This is a genomic window from Streptomyces sp. NPDC093071 (assembly GCF_044754545.1).
GTDB lineage: Bacteria > Actinomycetota > Actinomycetes > Streptomycetales > Streptomycetaceae > Streptomyces.
Genome location: NZ_JBIVPH010000001.1, coordinates 478,754 through 493,760 on the forward strand (window position 1 = coordinate 478,754; position 15,007 = coordinate 493,760).

General features: G+C 72.9%; 15 protein-coding genes. 1 reads left to right on the top strand and 14 read right to left on the bottom strand.

Going from position 1 to position 15,007, the window contains the following annotated elements; genetic code table 11:
* Positions 1–173 precede the first annotated feature (173 nt).
* Entirely contained in the window at positions 174–995 is an 822-nt protein-coding gene (locus tag ACIQD7_RS01920; protein ID WP_402438593.1) for a tyrosine-protein phosphatase, read from the top strand.
* A gap of 23 nt (positions 996–1,018) precedes the next feature.
* Here the strand turns inward: ACIQD7_RS01920 and ACIQD7_RS01925 are convergent, their stop codons facing one another.
* The 14 genes from ACIQD7_RS01925 to ACIQD7_RS01990 all read right to left on the bottom strand — a co-directional run bounded on the left by ACIQD7_RS01925 (position 1,019) and on the right by ACIQD7_RS01990 (position 15,005).
* The gene (locus tag ACIQD7_RS01925; protein WP_163013793.1) at positions 1,019–1,168 is read right to left on the bottom strand and encodes a DUF6126 family protein; all 150 of its coding nucleotides are present in this window, start codon (positions 1,166–1,168) and stop codon (positions 1,019–1,021) included.
* 85 nt (positions 1,169–1,253) lie between these two features.
* A complete protein-coding gene (locus tag ACIQD7_RS01930; RefSeq protein WP_121829566.1) occupies positions 1,254–1,883 on the bottom strand; it encodes a helix-turn-helix domain-containing protein in 630 nt (209 codons plus the stop codon).
* Positions 1,884–1,959: 76 nt separating this feature from the next.
* A complete protein-coding gene (locus tag ACIQD7_RS01935; protein WP_402438596.1) occupies positions 1,960–3,348 on the bottom strand; it encodes an aspartate aminotransferase family protein in 1,389 nt (462 codons plus the stop codon).
* A gap of 7 nt (positions 3,349–3,355) precedes the next feature.
* The gene (hpnH, locus tag ACIQD7_RS01940; protein ID WP_121829568.1) at positions 3,356–4,378 is read right to left on the bottom strand and encodes an adenosyl-hopene transferase HpnH; all 1,023 of its coding nucleotides are present in this window, start codon (positions 4,376–4,378) and stop codon (positions 3,356–3,358) included.
* A 7-nt stretch (positions 4,379–4,385) separates the two neighbouring features.
* Positions 4,386–5,060 (bottom strand): 1-hydroxy-2-methyl-2-butenyl 4-diphosphate reductase, encoded by a 675-nt coding sequence (locus ACIQD7_RS01945; RefSeq protein WP_161372869.1) that lies wholly within the window; start codon positions 5,058–5,060, stop codon positions 4,386–4,388.
* A complete protein-coding gene (shc, locus tag ACIQD7_RS01950) occupies positions 5,060–7,063 on the bottom strand; it encodes a squalene--hopene cyclase (protein ID WP_402438599.1) in 2,004 nt (667 codons plus the stop codon). The genes ACIQD7_RS01945 and shc overlap by 1 nt, the downstream gene beginning before the upstream one ends.
* A gap of 108 nt (positions 7,064–7,171) precedes the next feature.
* Complete coding sequence (locus ACIQD7_RS01955; RefSeq protein ID WP_121829571.1) at positions 7,172–8,272, bottom strand: polyprenyl synthetase family protein; 1,101 nt, start codon at positions 8,270–8,272, stop codon at positions 7,172–7,174.
* Positions 8,269–9,669, bottom strand: coding sequence for a hydroxysqualene dehydroxylase HpnE (gene hpnE, locus ACIQD7_RS01960; RefSeq protein ID WP_402438601.1), 1,401 nt, complete (start codon positions 9,667–9,669; stop codon positions 8,269–8,271). The genes ACIQD7_RS01955 and hpnE overlap by 4 nt, the downstream gene beginning before the upstream one ends.
* Positions 9,666–9,974, bottom strand: a complete 309-nt coding sequence (locus ACIQD7_RS01965) for a hypothetical protein (RefSeq protein WP_399759603.1) — start codon at positions 9,972–9,974, stop codon at positions 9,666–9,668. The genes hpnE and ACIQD7_RS01965 overlap by 4 nt, the downstream gene beginning before the upstream one ends.
* Positions 9,971–10,921, bottom strand: coding sequence for a presqualene diphosphate synthase HpnD (gene hpnD / locus ACIQD7_RS01970; RefSeq protein ID WP_205613811.1), 951 nt, complete (start codon positions 10,919–10,921; stop codon positions 9,971–9,973). The genes ACIQD7_RS01965 and hpnD overlap by 4 nt, the downstream gene beginning before the upstream one ends.
* Positions 10,918–11,829 carry a squalene synthase HpnC gene (gene hpnC / locus ACIQD7_RS01975; RefSeq protein ID WP_402438603.1) on the bottom strand — a complete coding sequence of 304 codons (912 nt, stop codon included), beginning with the start codon at positions 11,827–11,829 and terminating at the stop codon, positions 10,918–10,920. Before hpnC ends, hpnD begins: the two co-directional genes overlap by 4 nt.
* A 533-nt stretch (positions 11,830–12,362) precedes the next feature.
* Positions 12,363–13,148, bottom strand: coding sequence for an ABC transporter ATP-binding protein (locus ACIQD7_RS01980; protein ID WP_053642448.1), 786 nt, complete (start codon positions 13,146–13,148; stop codon positions 12,363–12,365).
* Complete coding sequence (locus tag ACIQD7_RS01985; RefSeq protein WP_383416863.1) at positions 13,141–14,070, bottom strand: ABC transporter permease; 930 nt, start codon at positions 14,068–14,070, stop codon at positions 13,141–13,143. Before ACIQD7_RS01985 ends, ACIQD7_RS01980 begins: the two co-directional genes overlap by 8 nt.
* A 50-nt stretch (positions 14,071–14,120) precedes the next feature.
* On the bottom strand, positions 14,121–15,005 hold the full coding sequence (locus ACIQD7_RS01990; RefSeq protein WP_121829576.1) for a glycosyltransferase family 2 protein: 885 nt from the start codon (positions 15,003–15,005) through the stop codon (positions 14,121–14,123).
* Positions 15,006–15,007: the final 2 nt, after the last annotated feature.

The window sequence follows — 15,007 nt, forward strand, 5'->3', positions numbered from 1 at the left end:
ACGCGCCGAAACCCATCTCATCCGTAAACAGGGCGCGTTATATCCAACGTGCCAATTCGGACAGATTGCCCATTCCCGTCCGAGGGGATGCGCCGGGTCCTTCCCGTCTGGATGATTGCCCCAGGAACCGATTTCTCGTCGGGCACCCGAACGCCGACTCTCCAGGAGCATCCGTGACGCAGCAGCTGCCGCAGGTCCCGCCCATCGAAGCCGCCGAGCCCGAGCTGGCGGAGGTCCGCAACTTCCGGGACGTGGGCGGCCTGCCGACGACGGACGGGCGGGCGGTCCGCCCCGGCCGGCTCTTCCGCAGCGGCCACCTCGCCCACGCGACCGAGAGCGACGCCGCCTTCCTCGCCGGCCTCGGGCTGCACACGGTCTTCGACTTCCGCAACGAGGCCGACCGGCGGATCGAGGGCCCGGACGTCGAGCTGCCCGGCGTACGGAACGTGAACATACCCCTCAACGACCCGGCCGACGGCAAGGAGTTCTGGAAGCTGGTGCGCGACGGCAACACCGCGCAGCTGCGGGAGATCCTCGGCGAGGGCAAGGCCGCGGCCCGAATGTCCGATTCGTACCGGCGGATGGTGGTCGAGCGGACGGCGGAGCACAGCCGGATCCTGCACTCCATGGCGGAGGAGAGCGTCCCGGCCCTGATGCACTGCGCGGCGGGCAAGGACCGGGCCGGGCTCGCCGTCGCGATCACCCTGCTCGCCGTCGGGGTCGAGCGGACGGCGATCGAGGCGGACTACGTGAAGTCGAACGAGCCGCACCGCCGCTACAAGGTGCGCCGCAGCTCCACCGCCCCGGACGCCATGGGGCCCGAGGTGATGGAGCTGCTGAGCCCGCTCTTCGACGCACGGGCGGAGTACCTGCTGGCGGCCTTCGAGACGATCGAGACGACCTGGGGCTCGGTGGACGCCTACTTCTCCGGGGGTCTGAAGCTGTCCCCGGAGACCCGCGAGCGGCTGCGGGAGCGCCTGGTCACCGAGGCGTAGGAGGCGCGACGCCTCCCGGGGTCCTACTTGGCGCCCATCGCGAAGAGCAGGTAGAGGAAGCCGGCGAAGAGGTGACCGGCGATCAGGTAGGCGAAGAGACGGAGCACCAGGCCCTTGGGGAACTTGCCTTCCCCGCGCTCCTCGCCGGTGACGGGTGCGGACTTCTCGGACATGTCGGTCCTTTCCTGAAGAATCGTCACAGAAGAATCGTTACGGCGGATCATTGCTGCGGACCGTCACAGACGATCGTTACGGCGGTCAGCGCCGGTGCGGGGTCCCGTCGCCGAGGCACAGCTCGGCGACGGGGCTCTGCAGCAGGGTGTGGACGAAGAGCAGCTCGGCCCCGCCGGGGGTGGCGGCACCGATCCGGTGCGGGGTGAGCGAGTCGAAGTGCGCGCCGTCCCCGGGATCGAGGACGTGGACCGCCTCGCCGAGCGCGAGCCGCACCCGGCCCTCCAGGACGTGGATCCACTCCTCCCCCGGGTGCACGCGCACGATGTCGGCCCGGGTGGCGTACGGCACGTGGACCCGCAGGCACTGGAGGGCGCGTCCGGCGCCGCCCGCCTGGCGGTAGATCCAGCCGTCGGCCTCGACGGGTTCGGAGCGGCCGGCCCGGACGACGGGGTCGCGCTCGGGGGGCGCCTCTCCCAGGAGTTCGGAGACCGTCGTACCGTAGATGCGGGAGAGGGCGAGCAGCATCGGCAGCGAGGGCTGCCGGTTCCCCGTCTCCAGGCGCGAGAGGTGGGCCGGCGAGAGGCCGGCCCGCTGGGCGGCGGCCTCCAGGGTGAGCCCCCGGCGGCGGCGCAGGGCTCGCAGCTGCGGGGCGACGTCGGGCAGGACGCCGGAGGTGGCGGGATCCGGGGAGGTGTCCCCGGGGACGTGGTCCATGCCCCCATTCCGCCAGGATCGTGCCTCTGAGGCAAGTTTCTTGCCCCAGAGGCAAAACCCGGAGGGTCGTTTCCCGTCAGCGCTGCGCGACCGCCTGTTTGACCAGGGTCTTCCCGAAGTCCCACATCAGGCCGCCCCCGCCGTGGGCCTCGTCCATGACCGCCGTGAAGGCGGTGACGAACCGGTCCACGTCCGCCTCGTCGACGACGAGCGGCGGGATCAGCTTGATCACCTCCAGGTGGTCCCCGGAGACCTGGGTGAGGATCCTGTGCCGCTGGAGCAGCGGGACGACGACCATCTGGGCGAAGAGGCCCTTGCGGGCCGCCTGGAGCACCGTCCAGCGGCCGCGCAGGCCGAGCGAGGACGGCCGGCCGAATTCGATGCCGATCATCAGACCGCGCCCGCGGACCTCGTGGAGCAGCTCGTACCGGGGCACCAGCTCCTTCAGGCGGCCGGAGAGCAGGTCGCCGATCCGGCGCGCGCGGGCGACCGTGCCCTCGTCCTCCATCACGGAGAGGACGGCGAGCCCGGCGGCCATGGCCTGCGCGTTCGAGCCGAAGCTCGCGGAGTGGACCAGGACCCGGTCCATCGACGAGTAGACCTTCTTGAAGATCCAGTCCTTGCCGAGGGTGGCGCCGACCGGCACGTAGCCGCCGGAGAGCGCCTTCGCGACGCAGACCAGGTCCGGCTCGACGCCCTCCTCGTGCTGGTACGCGTAGAAGTCGCCGGTCCTGCCGAGACCGGTCTGCACCTCGTCCGCGATCAGCAGGGCGCCGTGCCGGCGCAGCAGCTCCCCGGCGGCGCGCAGGAAGCCGGGCGGGGCCGCGTGGACGCCCTTGCCCTGGATCGGCTCCACGACGAAGCCGGCCACGTCCCCCTTGCGCAGCTCCCGCTCCAGGGCGTCGAGGTCGCCGAGGGCGATCGCGGTGTCCGGCAGGAGGGGGGCGAAGCCGTCCCGGAAGCCCCGCTCGCCGTTGACGGAGAGGGAGCCGGTGGTGAGCCCGTGGAAGGCGTGGTCGCAGTAGACGATCCTGGGCCGCCCGGTGGCGTACCGGGCGAACTTCAGGGCGGTCTCCACGGCCTCGGTGCCGCTGTTGCCGAAGAAGACCCGGTCCAGGTGGGGGCTGTGGGCGAGCAGCCGCTCGGCGAGGAGGCCGGGCAGCGGCGGGCAGTCGAAGCGGGTGAGGTCGGCGAGATCGGCGTCCAGGACGTCGTGGAGGGCCTTGCGGATGACGGGGTGGTGCCGTCCGAGGCCCATCACGCCGAAGCCGGCGAGCATGTCCAGGTAGTCGTTCCCCTCGGCGTCCCAGAAGTGGGCGCCCTCGGCCCGCTCGTACACCTTGTCGAAGCCGAGGGTGCGGAGCATCCGCGGGAGCTGGGGGTTGAGGTACCGGGCGTGCAGCTCGTACCGCTCGCCGCCGCGCTCGGCGAGCAGCCCCCGCAGGTCGAAGCCGCCGCCGGTCACGCGCCGCTCACCTGCTGTTCCCGGAGGCGGTCTCCCGGACCGCGCGCAGGGACTCCTTGAGGGAGCCCATGGTGGCGAGGACGGCGGTGGGCTCGTAGCCGCAGTGCGCCATGCAGTTGGCGCAGCGCGGGTCCTTGCCCCGGCCGTACTTCTCCCAGTCGGTCTCCTCGACGAGCTCGCGGTACGTGGGGACGTAACCGTCGCTCATCAGGTAGCAGGGCCGCTGCCAGCCGAAGAGGGAGTAGTTCGGGATGGCCCAGGCGGTGCAGGGGAAGTCCGCCTTGCCCTCCAGGAAGTCCAGGAAGAGCGGCGAGTGGTTCAGGCGCCAGCGGCGCCGGTTCCCGCCGGCGAAGGCCTTCTTGAAGAGCTCCCGGGTCTGCTCGACGCCCAGGAAGTGCTCCTGGTCGGGAGCCTTCTCGTAGGCGTAGGCGGGCGAGATCATCATCTCGTCGACCTCGAGGTCGTCGTTGAGGAAGTTGAGGACCTCGATGATGGTCTGCGGGGTGTCGGTGTTGAAGAAGGTCGAGTTGGTGGTGACCCGGAAGCCGCGCCGCTTGGCCTCCTTGATCGCCGCCACCGCCTCGTCGAACACGCCCTCCTTGGCCACGGACTCGTCGTGCCGCTCGCGCAGCCCGTCGATGTGCACGGCGAAGGCGAAGTACGGGGAGGGGGTGAAGTTCTCCAGCTTCTTGCGGAGCAGCATCGCGTTGGTGCAGAGGAAGACGTACTTCCTCCGCGCCACCAACTGGCGCACGATCTCGTGGATCTGAGGGTGCATCAGGGGCTCGCCGCCCGCGATGGACACCATGGGGGCGCCGGACTCCAGGACCGCGCCGACCGCCTGGGCGACCGGCATCCGCTGCTTGAGGACACCCGCCGGGTGCTGGATCTTCCCGCAGCCCTCGCACTTGAGGTTGCAGGCGAAGAGCGGTTCGAGCTCGACGATCAGCGGGAACTTGTCCCGCTTGCGGAGCTTCTGTTCGAAGAGGTAGGTCCCGACCCGGATGGACTGACGGAGCGGCATGGCCATAACTCGCTCACCTCCTGGGGAGCAGCAAAGAACGGTGCCATTCGAAGAAAGCGGGAAGGACGGCACGAAGGACGCGAAAGGCTGATATTCCCCCGCGCACCGTGCCAATACGGACCAGCTCATGTTCTGGAGCGTCCACGACCACCCGGACGGCCGCAACCGGACGCGCGCCCGGCCCCTCCCCGAAGGCTCCGGCGGCCCGCGCCGTACGCAGGGTCGCGGCGGACTCCATGTCGACGGCGATCGCGCCGGTGCCGCGCAGCGCGGCCCGCTCGGGGCCCCGCACCACGTGGTCGGAGCCGCTCAGCGGGCCGACGTGCACGGACCGCCCCGGCACCGCCTTGACCAGGGCCTTCACCAGCAGGTCCGTGCCGGTGCACGCGGTCGTGCCGTCGGGCCCCCGGGTCTCGTCGGCGACGACCAGGTCCCCGGGGTGCATCCCCGGGGCGAGGCCCGCGCAGAACCCGGAGGCGATCACGGCCGCGTCCCACCGGTGCCGCTCCCCCAGCGCCCGGGAGACCGCCTCCCGGGCCCGCTCGGGGCCCATGCCCGTCCGCAGCACGGTGACCGGGCCGGGGGCGCCGCCCCGGTCCCCGCTGCGCAGGGCGAGCTGCTCGATGCCCAGCGCGCAGGCGATGAGCAGCGGCGGGGTGGCGGCGCCGGGGCCCGGCGCGCGGCCCATCAGCCCTCCTTGCGGGGCGACGGCTCCCCGTACGCGTAGCGGCCGAGCGCCGTGAGGGGGAAGACCTGGCGGTAGAGGTGGTAGTTGATCGAGAAGTCCCAGGGGAAGCCGGTGCCGGTGAAGTACGGCTCGTCCCAGGAGCCGTCCGGGAGCTGGGTCGCGGCGAGCCAGGCGACGCCCCGCCGCACCGGCTCGGTCTCCCGCTCGCCCGCGGCGAGCAGGGCGATCAGCGCCCACGCGGTCTGGGAGGCGGTGGAGGCGCCGCGCCCGACCCACTGCTCGTTGTCGTACGAGCGGAGGTCCTCGCCCCAGCCGCCGTCCTCGTTCTGCACGGAGCCGAGCCAGGCGACGGCCCGGCGGACCGCCGGGTGGGAGGCGGGGATCCCGGCGGCGGCGAGGGCGGGGAGCACCGAGCCCGTCCCGTACACGTGGTTGACGCCCCAGCGGCCGAACCAGGCTCCGTGCGGCTCCTGTTCGGCGAGCAGCCACTCGATCCCCCGCTGGGTGCGCGGGTCCTGGGACAGGCCCTCGTGGGCCAGCATCTCCACCACGTGGGCGGTGACGTCGGCGGAGGGCGGGTCGACGACCTCGCCGAAGTCGCAGAAGGGCAGCTTGTTGGGGAAGGGGCTGGTGTTGTCGGCGTCGAAGGCTCCCCAGGCGCCGTTGCGGGACTGCATCCCGAGGGTCCAGCGCGTGCCCCGGGCGACGGCGCCCTCGACCCGGGCGGGGTCGGGGTGGCGGACCCGGCGCAGGGCGAGCAGGACCTCGGCGGTGTCGTCGATGTCGGGGTAGTTGTCGTTGTGGAACTCGAACGCCCAGCCGCCCGGCGGGAGTCCGGGCCGGCGCACCGCCCAGTCGCCGGTCCGGGTGATCTCCTCGTCCAGCATCCAGTCGACGGCCTTCACCAGGGCCGGGTGGTCGGGGGGAAGCCCGGCGTCGGCGAGGGCGATGGTGGCGAGGCAGGTGTCCCAGACCGGGGACTGGCAGGCCTCGACCATCCGGGAGCCGTCCTCGCGCCGGACGGCGAACCGGTCGAGGGACTCCAGGCCGGCCCGCATGACGGGGTGGCCGAGGTCGTAGCCGAGGAGGTGGAGGGCGATGATCGAGTAGACGGCGGGGGGCTGGATGCCGCCCCAGCAGCCGTCGTTCTCCTGGCGCTCGACGATCCAGCGCGCGGCGAGGTCCATGGCCACCTTGCGCACCGGGCGGGGGGCCACCCGGTGGTAGAGGTGCAGGGCCTTGTCGAGCCGCTGGAAGAGCCCGTCCCAGCCGGTGACCGGGGCGAGCGGGCGAGGCGGGTTCGGGCGGGCCGGGTCGGTGTGCAGCTCGTCGAGGGGGAAGGGCGCGGGGCGGACCGGGCGCTTCGCGGAGACCACGGTGAGCGGCACGATCGTCTGGCGGGCCCAGCAGCCGAAGTCGTAGATGTTGAGCGGGAACCACTTGGGCAGGAAGAGCAGCTCCGGGGGCAGCTCGGGCAGGTCCTCCCAGCGCCACCAGCCGAAGAGGGCGAGCCAGATCCGGGTGAAGACCCGGGCGGCCGCGATGCCGCCGCGGGCGCGGACCCAGGCGGAGGCGCGGGCCATGTGCGGGGCCTCGGGCGGGTCCCCGGCGAGGCGCAGGGCCACGTAGGCCTCGACGGTGGCGGAGACCTCGCCGGGCCCGCCGTAGAAGGTGGCCCAGGCGCCGTCCTCGCGCTGTTCGCGGCGGATGTGGAGGGCCGCGGCCCGGGTGGTGTCGGGGTCGAGGATGCCCAGGAACTGGCGGAGGAGCAGGTCCTCGGCGTCCATGGTGACGTTGGTCTCCAGGTCGCCCTTCCACCAGCCCGCCGGATCCTGGCGGGCGAGCAGGTGCTCGGCGGCGCGTGCCGCGGCCCGCGCGGCGGTCTCGTCGAGTCTTCCCGGGACGGGGTCGGGCCCCTCCGGGAGAGCGGTGTCGGTCGTCTTGCCGGCCACGGCCGTCCGGGGGCTCACGGCCCCGGCGTTTCCGTCGGTCGTCGCTGTCATGGCTTCCCCTTCGCGCAGTCTGTTTCCTTCTGCTCCTGCGGGTCTGCCGTCGGCCGGCGCCGGGTGGCACCGGCCGGCGACCGCGAACTCATATCAGGGTGATGGTGATCATCTCTTCCGTACGACCACGAAGTCGGCCAGGGCGGTGAGCTGGGCCCGGACGCGGGCGGGCATGTCGACCTCGTCCAGGGCCCCGATCGCGACGGCGTGCTGGCGGCGGGCCTCCTGGGCGGTCCACTCCCGGCCGCCGGCCTCCTCGATGAGGGCGGCCCGGGCGGCGAACTCCTCCTCGGAGAAGGAGTCGAAGTCGCTGGACTTGGCGTCCGCGGCGAGCAGCTCGCCGAGCCGCTCGGAGGCGGGTCCGCCGGCGGCGAGGGCGGCGACGACGGGCAGCGACTTCTTGCGCTGGCGCAGGTCGCTCCAGGTCTGCTTGCCGGTGGACTCCGGGTCGCCCCAGATGCCGAGCAGGTCGTCCACGGCCTGGAAGGCGAGACCGAGGTGGTAGCCGTACTCCTCCAGCTTGTCGGCGGTCCGGTCGTCGGCCCCGCCGAGGACGGCGCCGATGGAGACGGCGCAGGCGAGGAGGGCGCCGGTCTTGTTGCCCTCCATCTCCAGGCACTCCTCGACGGTGACCCGCTCGCGGTGCTCGTAGGAGATGTCCTGGGCCTGCCCGTCGATGAGCTTGCGGGTGGCCGTGGTGAGCCGGCGGGTGGCCCGCCCGGCCTCGACGGTGCCGAGTTCGAGGAGCAGCTCGTTGGCGAGGGCGAAGAGGGCGTCGCCGACGAGGATGGCCTGCGCGGGGCCGTGCACCTTCCACACGGTGTCGCGGTGGCGGCGCTGCTCGTCGCCGTCCATCAGGTCGTCGTGGAGCAGCGAGAAGTTGTGGACGAGCTCCACGGCGACGGCGCCGGGGATCCCGACCTCGGGCGCGGCGCCCGCGGCCTCGGCCGACAGCAGCGCGAGCGCGGGGCGGACGGCCTTGCCGCCGTCGCCGTCGGCCGGGTTGCCCTGGGCGTCGATCCAGCCGAAGTGGTAGGCGGCCACGGTGTCCATGGGCGGCGCGAGGCGGTCGACGGCCGCCCGCAGTACGGGGGTGGACAGGGTCCGTCCCCGCTCCAGCAGTGCGGACACGTCCGCGGTGTCGACGGCCGGGTGTCCCGGCGGCGCTGTCGGCACGGTCTCTCCTCTTGTTCCGGTACTCACACTCATACCGCCTCCTGCAGCGGATGGTCATGGCGGCGGCCGAGGGCGGAGAGCGCCGCGTCCGCGGCGCTGAAACCACTGCGGACGGCCCCCTCCATGGTCGCGGGCCAGCCGGTGGCGGTCCAGGCTCCGGCCAGGTGGAGGCCCGGTGCCCGGGTGCGGGCGCCGGGGCGGAGCCGGCCGGTGCCCGGGGCGGGGTCGAACGTCGCCGTCCGCTCCCTGGTGACGAAGAAGTCGCGCACCCCGGCGCCGCGGGCGGCGGGCAGCAGCCGCTCCAGCTCCGGGAGGTAGCGCTCGCGCAGGACGGCGACGGGTTCGTCGATGTCGTCCTGGGCGGCGGACTGGGAGACGGCGAGGTACTGGCCGCCGCCCGTGAGGCCCGAGGCGTCGGTGCGGTCGAAGACCCACTGCACCGGGGAGCCGAGGGCGGTGAAGAAGGGCCGCCTCAGCACCTTGCGGTCGTAGACGACGTGCAGGTTGAGGATGGGGGCGGTGCCGATGTCGAGGAGCCGGTCGGGGTCGTCGAGGGCGCCCTCGGGCAGCAGGGCGTGGGTCTCGTGCTGCGGTACGGCGAGGACGACGGCGTCGGCGTCGATCGTCTCGCCGGGCACCTCGACGGTCCAGCGGCCGTCGTCGGCGCGGGAGATCCGCTCGGCCTTGGTGCGCAGTGCGGTGCGCACCCCGAGGGCGGCGAGGGCCTTGCCGGCCAGGGTGTCGTGGAGTTCGCCGAGCGGGACGCGGGCCCAGCCGATGTCGGCGGCGCCGGGCTCGGAGAGGAGTCCGGTCTTGAAGACCATGGCGGCCAGGCCCATGGAGGCGTGCGGGGCGGTGGCGTTGAGGGTGGCGACGCCGACGAGGTCCCACAGGGCCTCGACCGCGCGCGGGGACTGGCCGTGGCGGCCGAGCCAGGTGGCGAAGTCGATGCCGTCGAGGGCCGGGTCGGCGGGGTCGAGCCGGCTCAGGGCGAGCGCGGCGCGGCCGACGCTCAGGCGCTCGACGGCGCTGAGGTGGGGGTAGGTCGCCAGGCTGCGGGCCAGGTGGAACGGGACGGGCAGGTCGTCGCGGCGGATCCGGCCGAGCCGGGGGCCCCGGCGGTGGCCGACGTCGAGGACGGGCACGTCGAGGCGGTCCTGGACGGGGGCGAGGCGGGCGCCGTCGATCCGGTCGAGGAACCAGCGGTAGGCGGTGCAGCAGCGCAGGTAGACGTGCTGGCCGTTGTCGACGGTCAGCTCGCCCCGGCGGAAGGAGAACGCGAGGCCGCCGAGCCGGGGCCGGCCTTCGAGGAGGGTGACGCGGAGGCCCGCGTCGGCGAGCCGGAGCGCGGCGGTGGTCCCGGCGAGCCCGCCGCCGACGACGACGGCGTGGGGCCGCCGGGCGTCCCGCCCGGTTGCGTCCTGGGTCACGCGGCCTCCGATCGTTCGGTCGTGTCCGGTCCCGCCGCGAACGGGCCCGTCGGGTTCGGGCACGGACCGTGCGCGACGACCGTGCTCAGGGACGCCGGGACGGCGACGAGGGTTGCGGCGGGGGCGGCGGCCGTACGGGGACGGGCGCCGGGCCCGTGGGCCGCCGCGCGGACGGAAGCGGTAACCGTACGGGAGGCGGCACCGGGCCCGTGGATCGCCGCGCGGGCGGAGACGACGGTCGTACGTGGTCCGGTGCCGGGTCCGTGGGCCGGGACGGCCCGGAGGGCCGGTGGGTGCGGGGTCATCGGGGGCGCCTCCTGACGTCGCGCCGGGCGATGTGGCGGGTGTCGAGGCCGGAGAGGCCGCGCACCGCGACGTACGCCTTCTCGCGGCCCGGCAGGGAGACGCGGCCGCGCAGGACCGCCTCCGGGTCGCGCTCGATCCGGTCGAGCAGGCGCCGGTAGATGCCCGCCATGGCGGCGACGCAGGCGCCGCTGCGCCGGTCGAGCATCGGAAGCAGCCGGTAGCCCTCGGCGAACAGCGCGCGGGCGCGCCGCACTTCGAAGTGGACGAGCCCGGCGAAGTCGGAGCCCTCGGGCAGGGGGCCGGCGAAGCCGTCCCCGCAGCCGAACTTGGCGAGGTCGTCGGCGGGCAGGTAGGTGCGCCCGTTCTCCGCGTCCTCGCGCACGTCCCTGAGGATGTTGGTGAGTTGGAGCGCGAGCCCCAGGGTGTCGGCGTACTCGGGGGCGCGGTCGGCGCCGTGGGCGCCCGGCTGGGTGCCGAAGACGCCGAGGGAGAGGCGGCCGATGGCGCCGGCGACGCAGCGGCAGTAGACCTTGAGGTCGTCCCAGGTCTCGTAGGTGGCGCCGTGGACGTCCATGAGGACGCCGTCGATGAGCTCGTCGAGGCCGTCCAGCGGGATCGGGAAGCGCCGGGCGGAGTCGGCGAGGGCGACGGCGACCGGGTCGGTGTCGTCCTCGTCGATCTTGTCGGAGCGGATCCGGTCGAGCAGGTCCCGCGTGGCCTCCAGGCGCTCCCGCTTGGCCTCGGGCGCGAGCGTGCCGTCGCCGATGTCGTCGACGCGCCGCGAGAAGGCGTACAGGGCGGACATCGCCTGGCGCTTCTCGGCCGGCAGCAGCCGGATGCCGTAGGCGAAGTTGCGGGCCTGCTGCCCGGTGACCGCCTCGCAGTAGCTGTAGGCGGCCTGTACCGGTGCGGACGGCTGGTGCTGTCCCTCCACGGTCACGGTCACCCCTCTCTCCGCGCCCTGAGCAGGACCTCTCCCGCCCGGCGCATCAGGCTCGGCTTGGTGGGCCCGGGCGGGCCGGTCAGTACGTCGAATCCCGCGTCGGTGATCGCGTCGAGGGCCGCGAGTCCCCCGGCGGTGAATCCGGCCAGGAGGAGGCGGAGGCGTCCGTGGACGCTGCCGACGAGGGGGACGCCCGCGTGGAGCAGCGCGCGGGCCCGCTCGGCCTCGAAGGCGATCAGGGCGCGGACGGAGGCCCCGGCGGTGGGCCGGGCCAGGTCGCCCTCGGTGACGTGGAACCGCTTGAGGTCCTCGGCGGGCAGGTAGATCCGGTCGCGGCCGAGGTCCTCGGCGACGTCCTGGAGGTGCTCGACGATCTGGAGGGCGGTGCAGATCTCGTCGGAGCGCCGGATCCGCTCGGGGGTCTCGGTGCCGGTGATCCCGAGGACCAGGCGCCCGACGGGGTTGGCGGAGAGCGCGCAGTACGCGAGGAGGTCGTCGTACGTCTCGTACCGGCCGACCAGCTGGTCCTGGCGGTTGGCGGCGATCAGGCCGAGGAAGGGCTCGGGGGTGAGCCCGCACCGCTCGACGGTCGGCCGGAGGGCCCGCAGCAGGGGGTGGCGCGGGGTGGAGTCGAAGACGCGGTGGAGGTCGGCCTCGAAGGCGTCGAGGAGGACGAGCCGGTCGTCGGCGTCCCCGGGGCCGACGCCGAGGTACCGGGCGTCGGTGCCGCCGGGGGCGAGGTCGCCGTCGCCGATGTCGTCGACGAGCCGGGCGTAGCCGTAGACGGCCATGAGGTCGCCGCGCCAGGCGCGGGGCAGGAAGAAGGGGGCGACGGGGAAGTTCTCGTCCGCCGCCTTGCCGAGTGTGGCACGCGAGGTGGCGCCGGGGCGCGCCTGCCGGGGGTCCGTCACCGGTCGCTGCCCGACGGAGGGACGGCGACACCCTCGTGGAGCTGGAGATTCTGCGTCATGGCCGTCACGTCTCCCGTTCTACACTGCTGACCCAATCCATCCTATTTCGGACACGCCGCCGACCCCTGCCCGTAGGGCCGCCACCCGGGGGCCCGATGGCCGTGGGGTATCGCCCTACTTGCCGCGAAACAGACCGGTCCAGCTTACGTTGTACGACGACCGTCGCCATTCCGGGGTGGCGCGCACCAGGAACTTCGTCCGCACGGGCCGTCAACTGGCTTGCAGATCAAGGGAGTTCGGGTCGGACGGGGATTCAGGGAGCGCGTGTCACGGTGGCGGCCACGACGAGGGCGGACCCGACGGCGGCGTTCCCGCGCCGCACGGGAAGGCGCCGAAGGGGCCCTTCGAGCAGCGGAAGTGACACCGAGTGCGCATCCGAACACGCTGAGGCACCGGCCCGGTCGTCCCGGCCGGAAAAGGGAACCGCCCCCGTCGCGGAGCTGCGGCGGGGGCGGGACCTCTGGCGGGGACGCTCAGCGGGCGGTCTCCCGCTCGTACGCCTTGAGGACCTCGTCCGTGGGGCCGTCCATGAGGAGCTGGCCCTTCTCCAGCCAGAGCACCCGGTCGCAGGTGTCCCGGATGGACTTGTTGCTGTGGCTGACCAGGAAGACCGTGCCGGCCTCCTTGCGCAGCTCGCGGATGCGCTCCTCGGAGCGGATCTGGAACTTGCGGTCACCGGTGGCGAGGGCCTCGTCGATGAGGAGGACGTCGTGGTTCTTGGCGGCCGCGATGGCGAAGCGGAGCCGGGCGCCCATGCCGGAGGAGTACGTGCGCATGGGCAGGCTGATGAAGTCGCCCTTCTCGTTGATCCCGGAGAAGTCGACGATGCCCTCGTAGCGGGAGCGGACCTCCTCGCGGCTCATGCCCATGGCGAGGCCGCCGAGGATCACGTTGCGCTCGCCGGTGAGGTCGTTCATCAGGGCCGCGTTGACGCCGAGGAGCGAGGGCTGGCCGTCGGTGTAGACCTTGCCGCTCTCGGTGGGGAGCAGGCCGGCGATGGCGCGCAGCAGCGTGGACTTGCCGGAGCCGTTGGAGCCGATGAGGCCGATGGCCTCGCCCCGGTAGGCGGTGAAGGTGACGCCGCGGACCGCGTGGACCTTGCGGACGCCCCGGGTGACCTCGGCCTTGCCCCGGCCGACGATCCGGCTGAGCGCCGCCGTGGCGCTGCCCTTGCCCCCGCCGCCGGCGTTGACCCGGTAGACGATGTGGACCTCGTCGCAGATGACGGTGGGAACGTTGGACCGGTTCGTGTCAGCCACGGCCGTACCTCTCCTCGGCCTTCCAGAAGTAGACGAAGCCGCCGATGCCGAAGACCAGGGCCCAGCCGAGGGCGGTCATCCAGACGTGGGACGGCAGGTTCTCCGCGCCGTAGCCCTCGATGAGGGAGAAGCGGATCAGGTCCATGTAGACGGCCGCCGGGTTGTACATGAGGACGTCGGCGATCCAGGCGGGCTTGTCGGAGAGCATCGCGGGGATCGAGAACATCACGCCGGAGGCGTACATCCAGGTGCGCATGACGAACGGCATGAGCTGGGCGAGGTCGGGCGTCTTGGCGCCCATCCTGGCCATGATCATCGCCAGGCCGACGTTGAAGACGAACTGGAGGAACAGCGCCGGGAGGAGCAGCAGCCAGCGGAGCGAGGGGTAGCTGCCGAAGGCGATCGCCACCGCCACGAGCACGATCATCGAGTACAGCAGCTGCTGGAGCTGCTGGAGGGAGAAGGAGATCGGCAGGGTGGCGCGCGGGAAGTGCAGGGCCCGGACGAGGCCCAGGTTGCCCGAGATCGCCCGGACGCCCGCCATCACCGAGCTCTGGGTGAAGGTGAACACGAAGATGCCGGTGACCAGGAACGGGATGTAGACGTCCTTGGACAGTCCCTTTCCGGCGCCCAGGATCAGCCCGAAGATCAGGTAGTAGACCAGGGCGTTCAGGAGGGGGGTCGCCACCTGCCACACCTGGCCCAGCTTCGCCTGGCTGTACTGGGCGGTCAGCTTGGCGGAGGAGAAGGCCAGGATGAAGTGGCGCCGGCTCCACAGGTCCCGGACGTACTCGAACAGCCCGGGCCGGGCGCCGCTGACCGAGAGGCCGTACTTCGCGGCGAGGTCGGCCGGGGCCAGGCCCTCGTCGACGGACGGGGGCGCGCTCGTCGCGACCGCCCCGCCCTGGTGTGTGTCACTCACAAGTCGAAACTTTCGTGTTCAAGATGCGCGGCACGTCGGGTACCACGATGTCAGACGACCGGGGGGCGACCCAGCCGGGTCAGCCGCCACACCGTACGCCACCTCATGGGGCGGCGCGGTCCGCAGGGGGTGGTCCAGCCCGCCCGGAATCCGCCGCACCACGCCTTCAGCGCGGGGAGCGAGGGCCGCCGGGCCAGAGTGAGCAGCAGCCAGACGCCGAGGTAGACCGGCACCAGGGGCGCGGGCAGATTGCGACGGGCCAGCCACACACGGTTGCGTGCCACGTTGAAGTGGTAGGAGGCGTGCCGGGAGGGTGCTGTCGTGGGGTGCAGCAGCACCATGTCCGAACGGTAGTCGATCATCCAGTCGGCGTCGAGCGCCCGCCAGGCGAGGTCGGTCTCCTCGTGCGCGTAGAAGAACTCGTCCGGCAGGCCGCCGACTTCGGCGAAGACCTTGGTGCGGACGGCATTGGCGCCGCCGAGGAAGGTGGTCACCCGCGAGGAGCGCATCGGGTCGGCGGCGCGCAGCCGCGGCACGTGCCGGCGCTGGGTGGCGCCGGTCTCCGGGTCGGCGATGCGGAAGCTGATGATGCCGAGGCGCGGGTCGGCGGTGAAGGCCTGGCGGACCAGCTCGGCGGTGTCGGTGTGGGCGAGCAGGCCGTCGTCGTCGAGGAAGAGCAGCACGTCGACGTCGGTGCCGCCGGGGCCGAAGGCCTCGATGCCGACGTTCCGGCCGGCGGGGATGCCGACGTTCTCGGGCAGGTCGACGGTGCGGACCCCGTCGGGCACCCCGGTGACCGGGGTGCCCTGGCCGACGACGACGACCTCGACCGGGTCGCCCTCCTGCGCGGCGACCGAGTCGAGCAGCGCGCGCAGGTCGTCGGGACGGTTGCCCATGGTGATGACGACGGCGCCCACCTTGAGCGGCGTGCTCACGG

Excerpts from the sequence above, each read along its gene's own strand:
- ACIQD7_RS01925 (WP_163013793.1), bottom strand. The coding sequence starts at position 1,168 with ATGTCCGAGAAGTCCGCACCCGTCACCGGCGAGGAGCGCGGGGAAGGC.
- ACIQD7_RS01930 (WP_121829566.1), bottom strand. The coding sequence starts at position 1,883 with ATGGACCACGTCCCCGGGGACACCTCCCCGGATCCCGCCACCTCCGGC.
- hpnH (WP_121829568.1), bottom strand. The coding sequence starts at position 4,378 with ATGGCCATGCCGCTCCGTCAGTCCATCCGGGTCGGGACCTACCTCTTC.
- ACIQD7_RS01945 (WP_161372869.1), bottom strand. The coding sequence starts at position 5,060 with ATGGGCCGCGCGCCGGGCCCCGGCGCCGCCACCCCGCCGCTGCTCATC.
- shc (WP_402438599.1), bottom strand. The coding sequence starts at position 7,063 with ATGACAGCGACGACCGACGGAAACGCCGGGGCCGTGAGCCCCCGGACG.
- ACIQD7_RS01955 (WP_121829571.1), bottom strand. The coding sequence starts at position 8,272 with ATGAGTGTGAGTACCGGAACAAGAGGAGAGACCGTGCCGACAGCGCCG.
- ACIQD7_RS01965 (WP_399759603.1), bottom strand. The coding sequence starts at position 9,974 with ATGACCCCGCACCCACCGGCCCTCCGGGCCGTCCCGGCCCACGGACCC.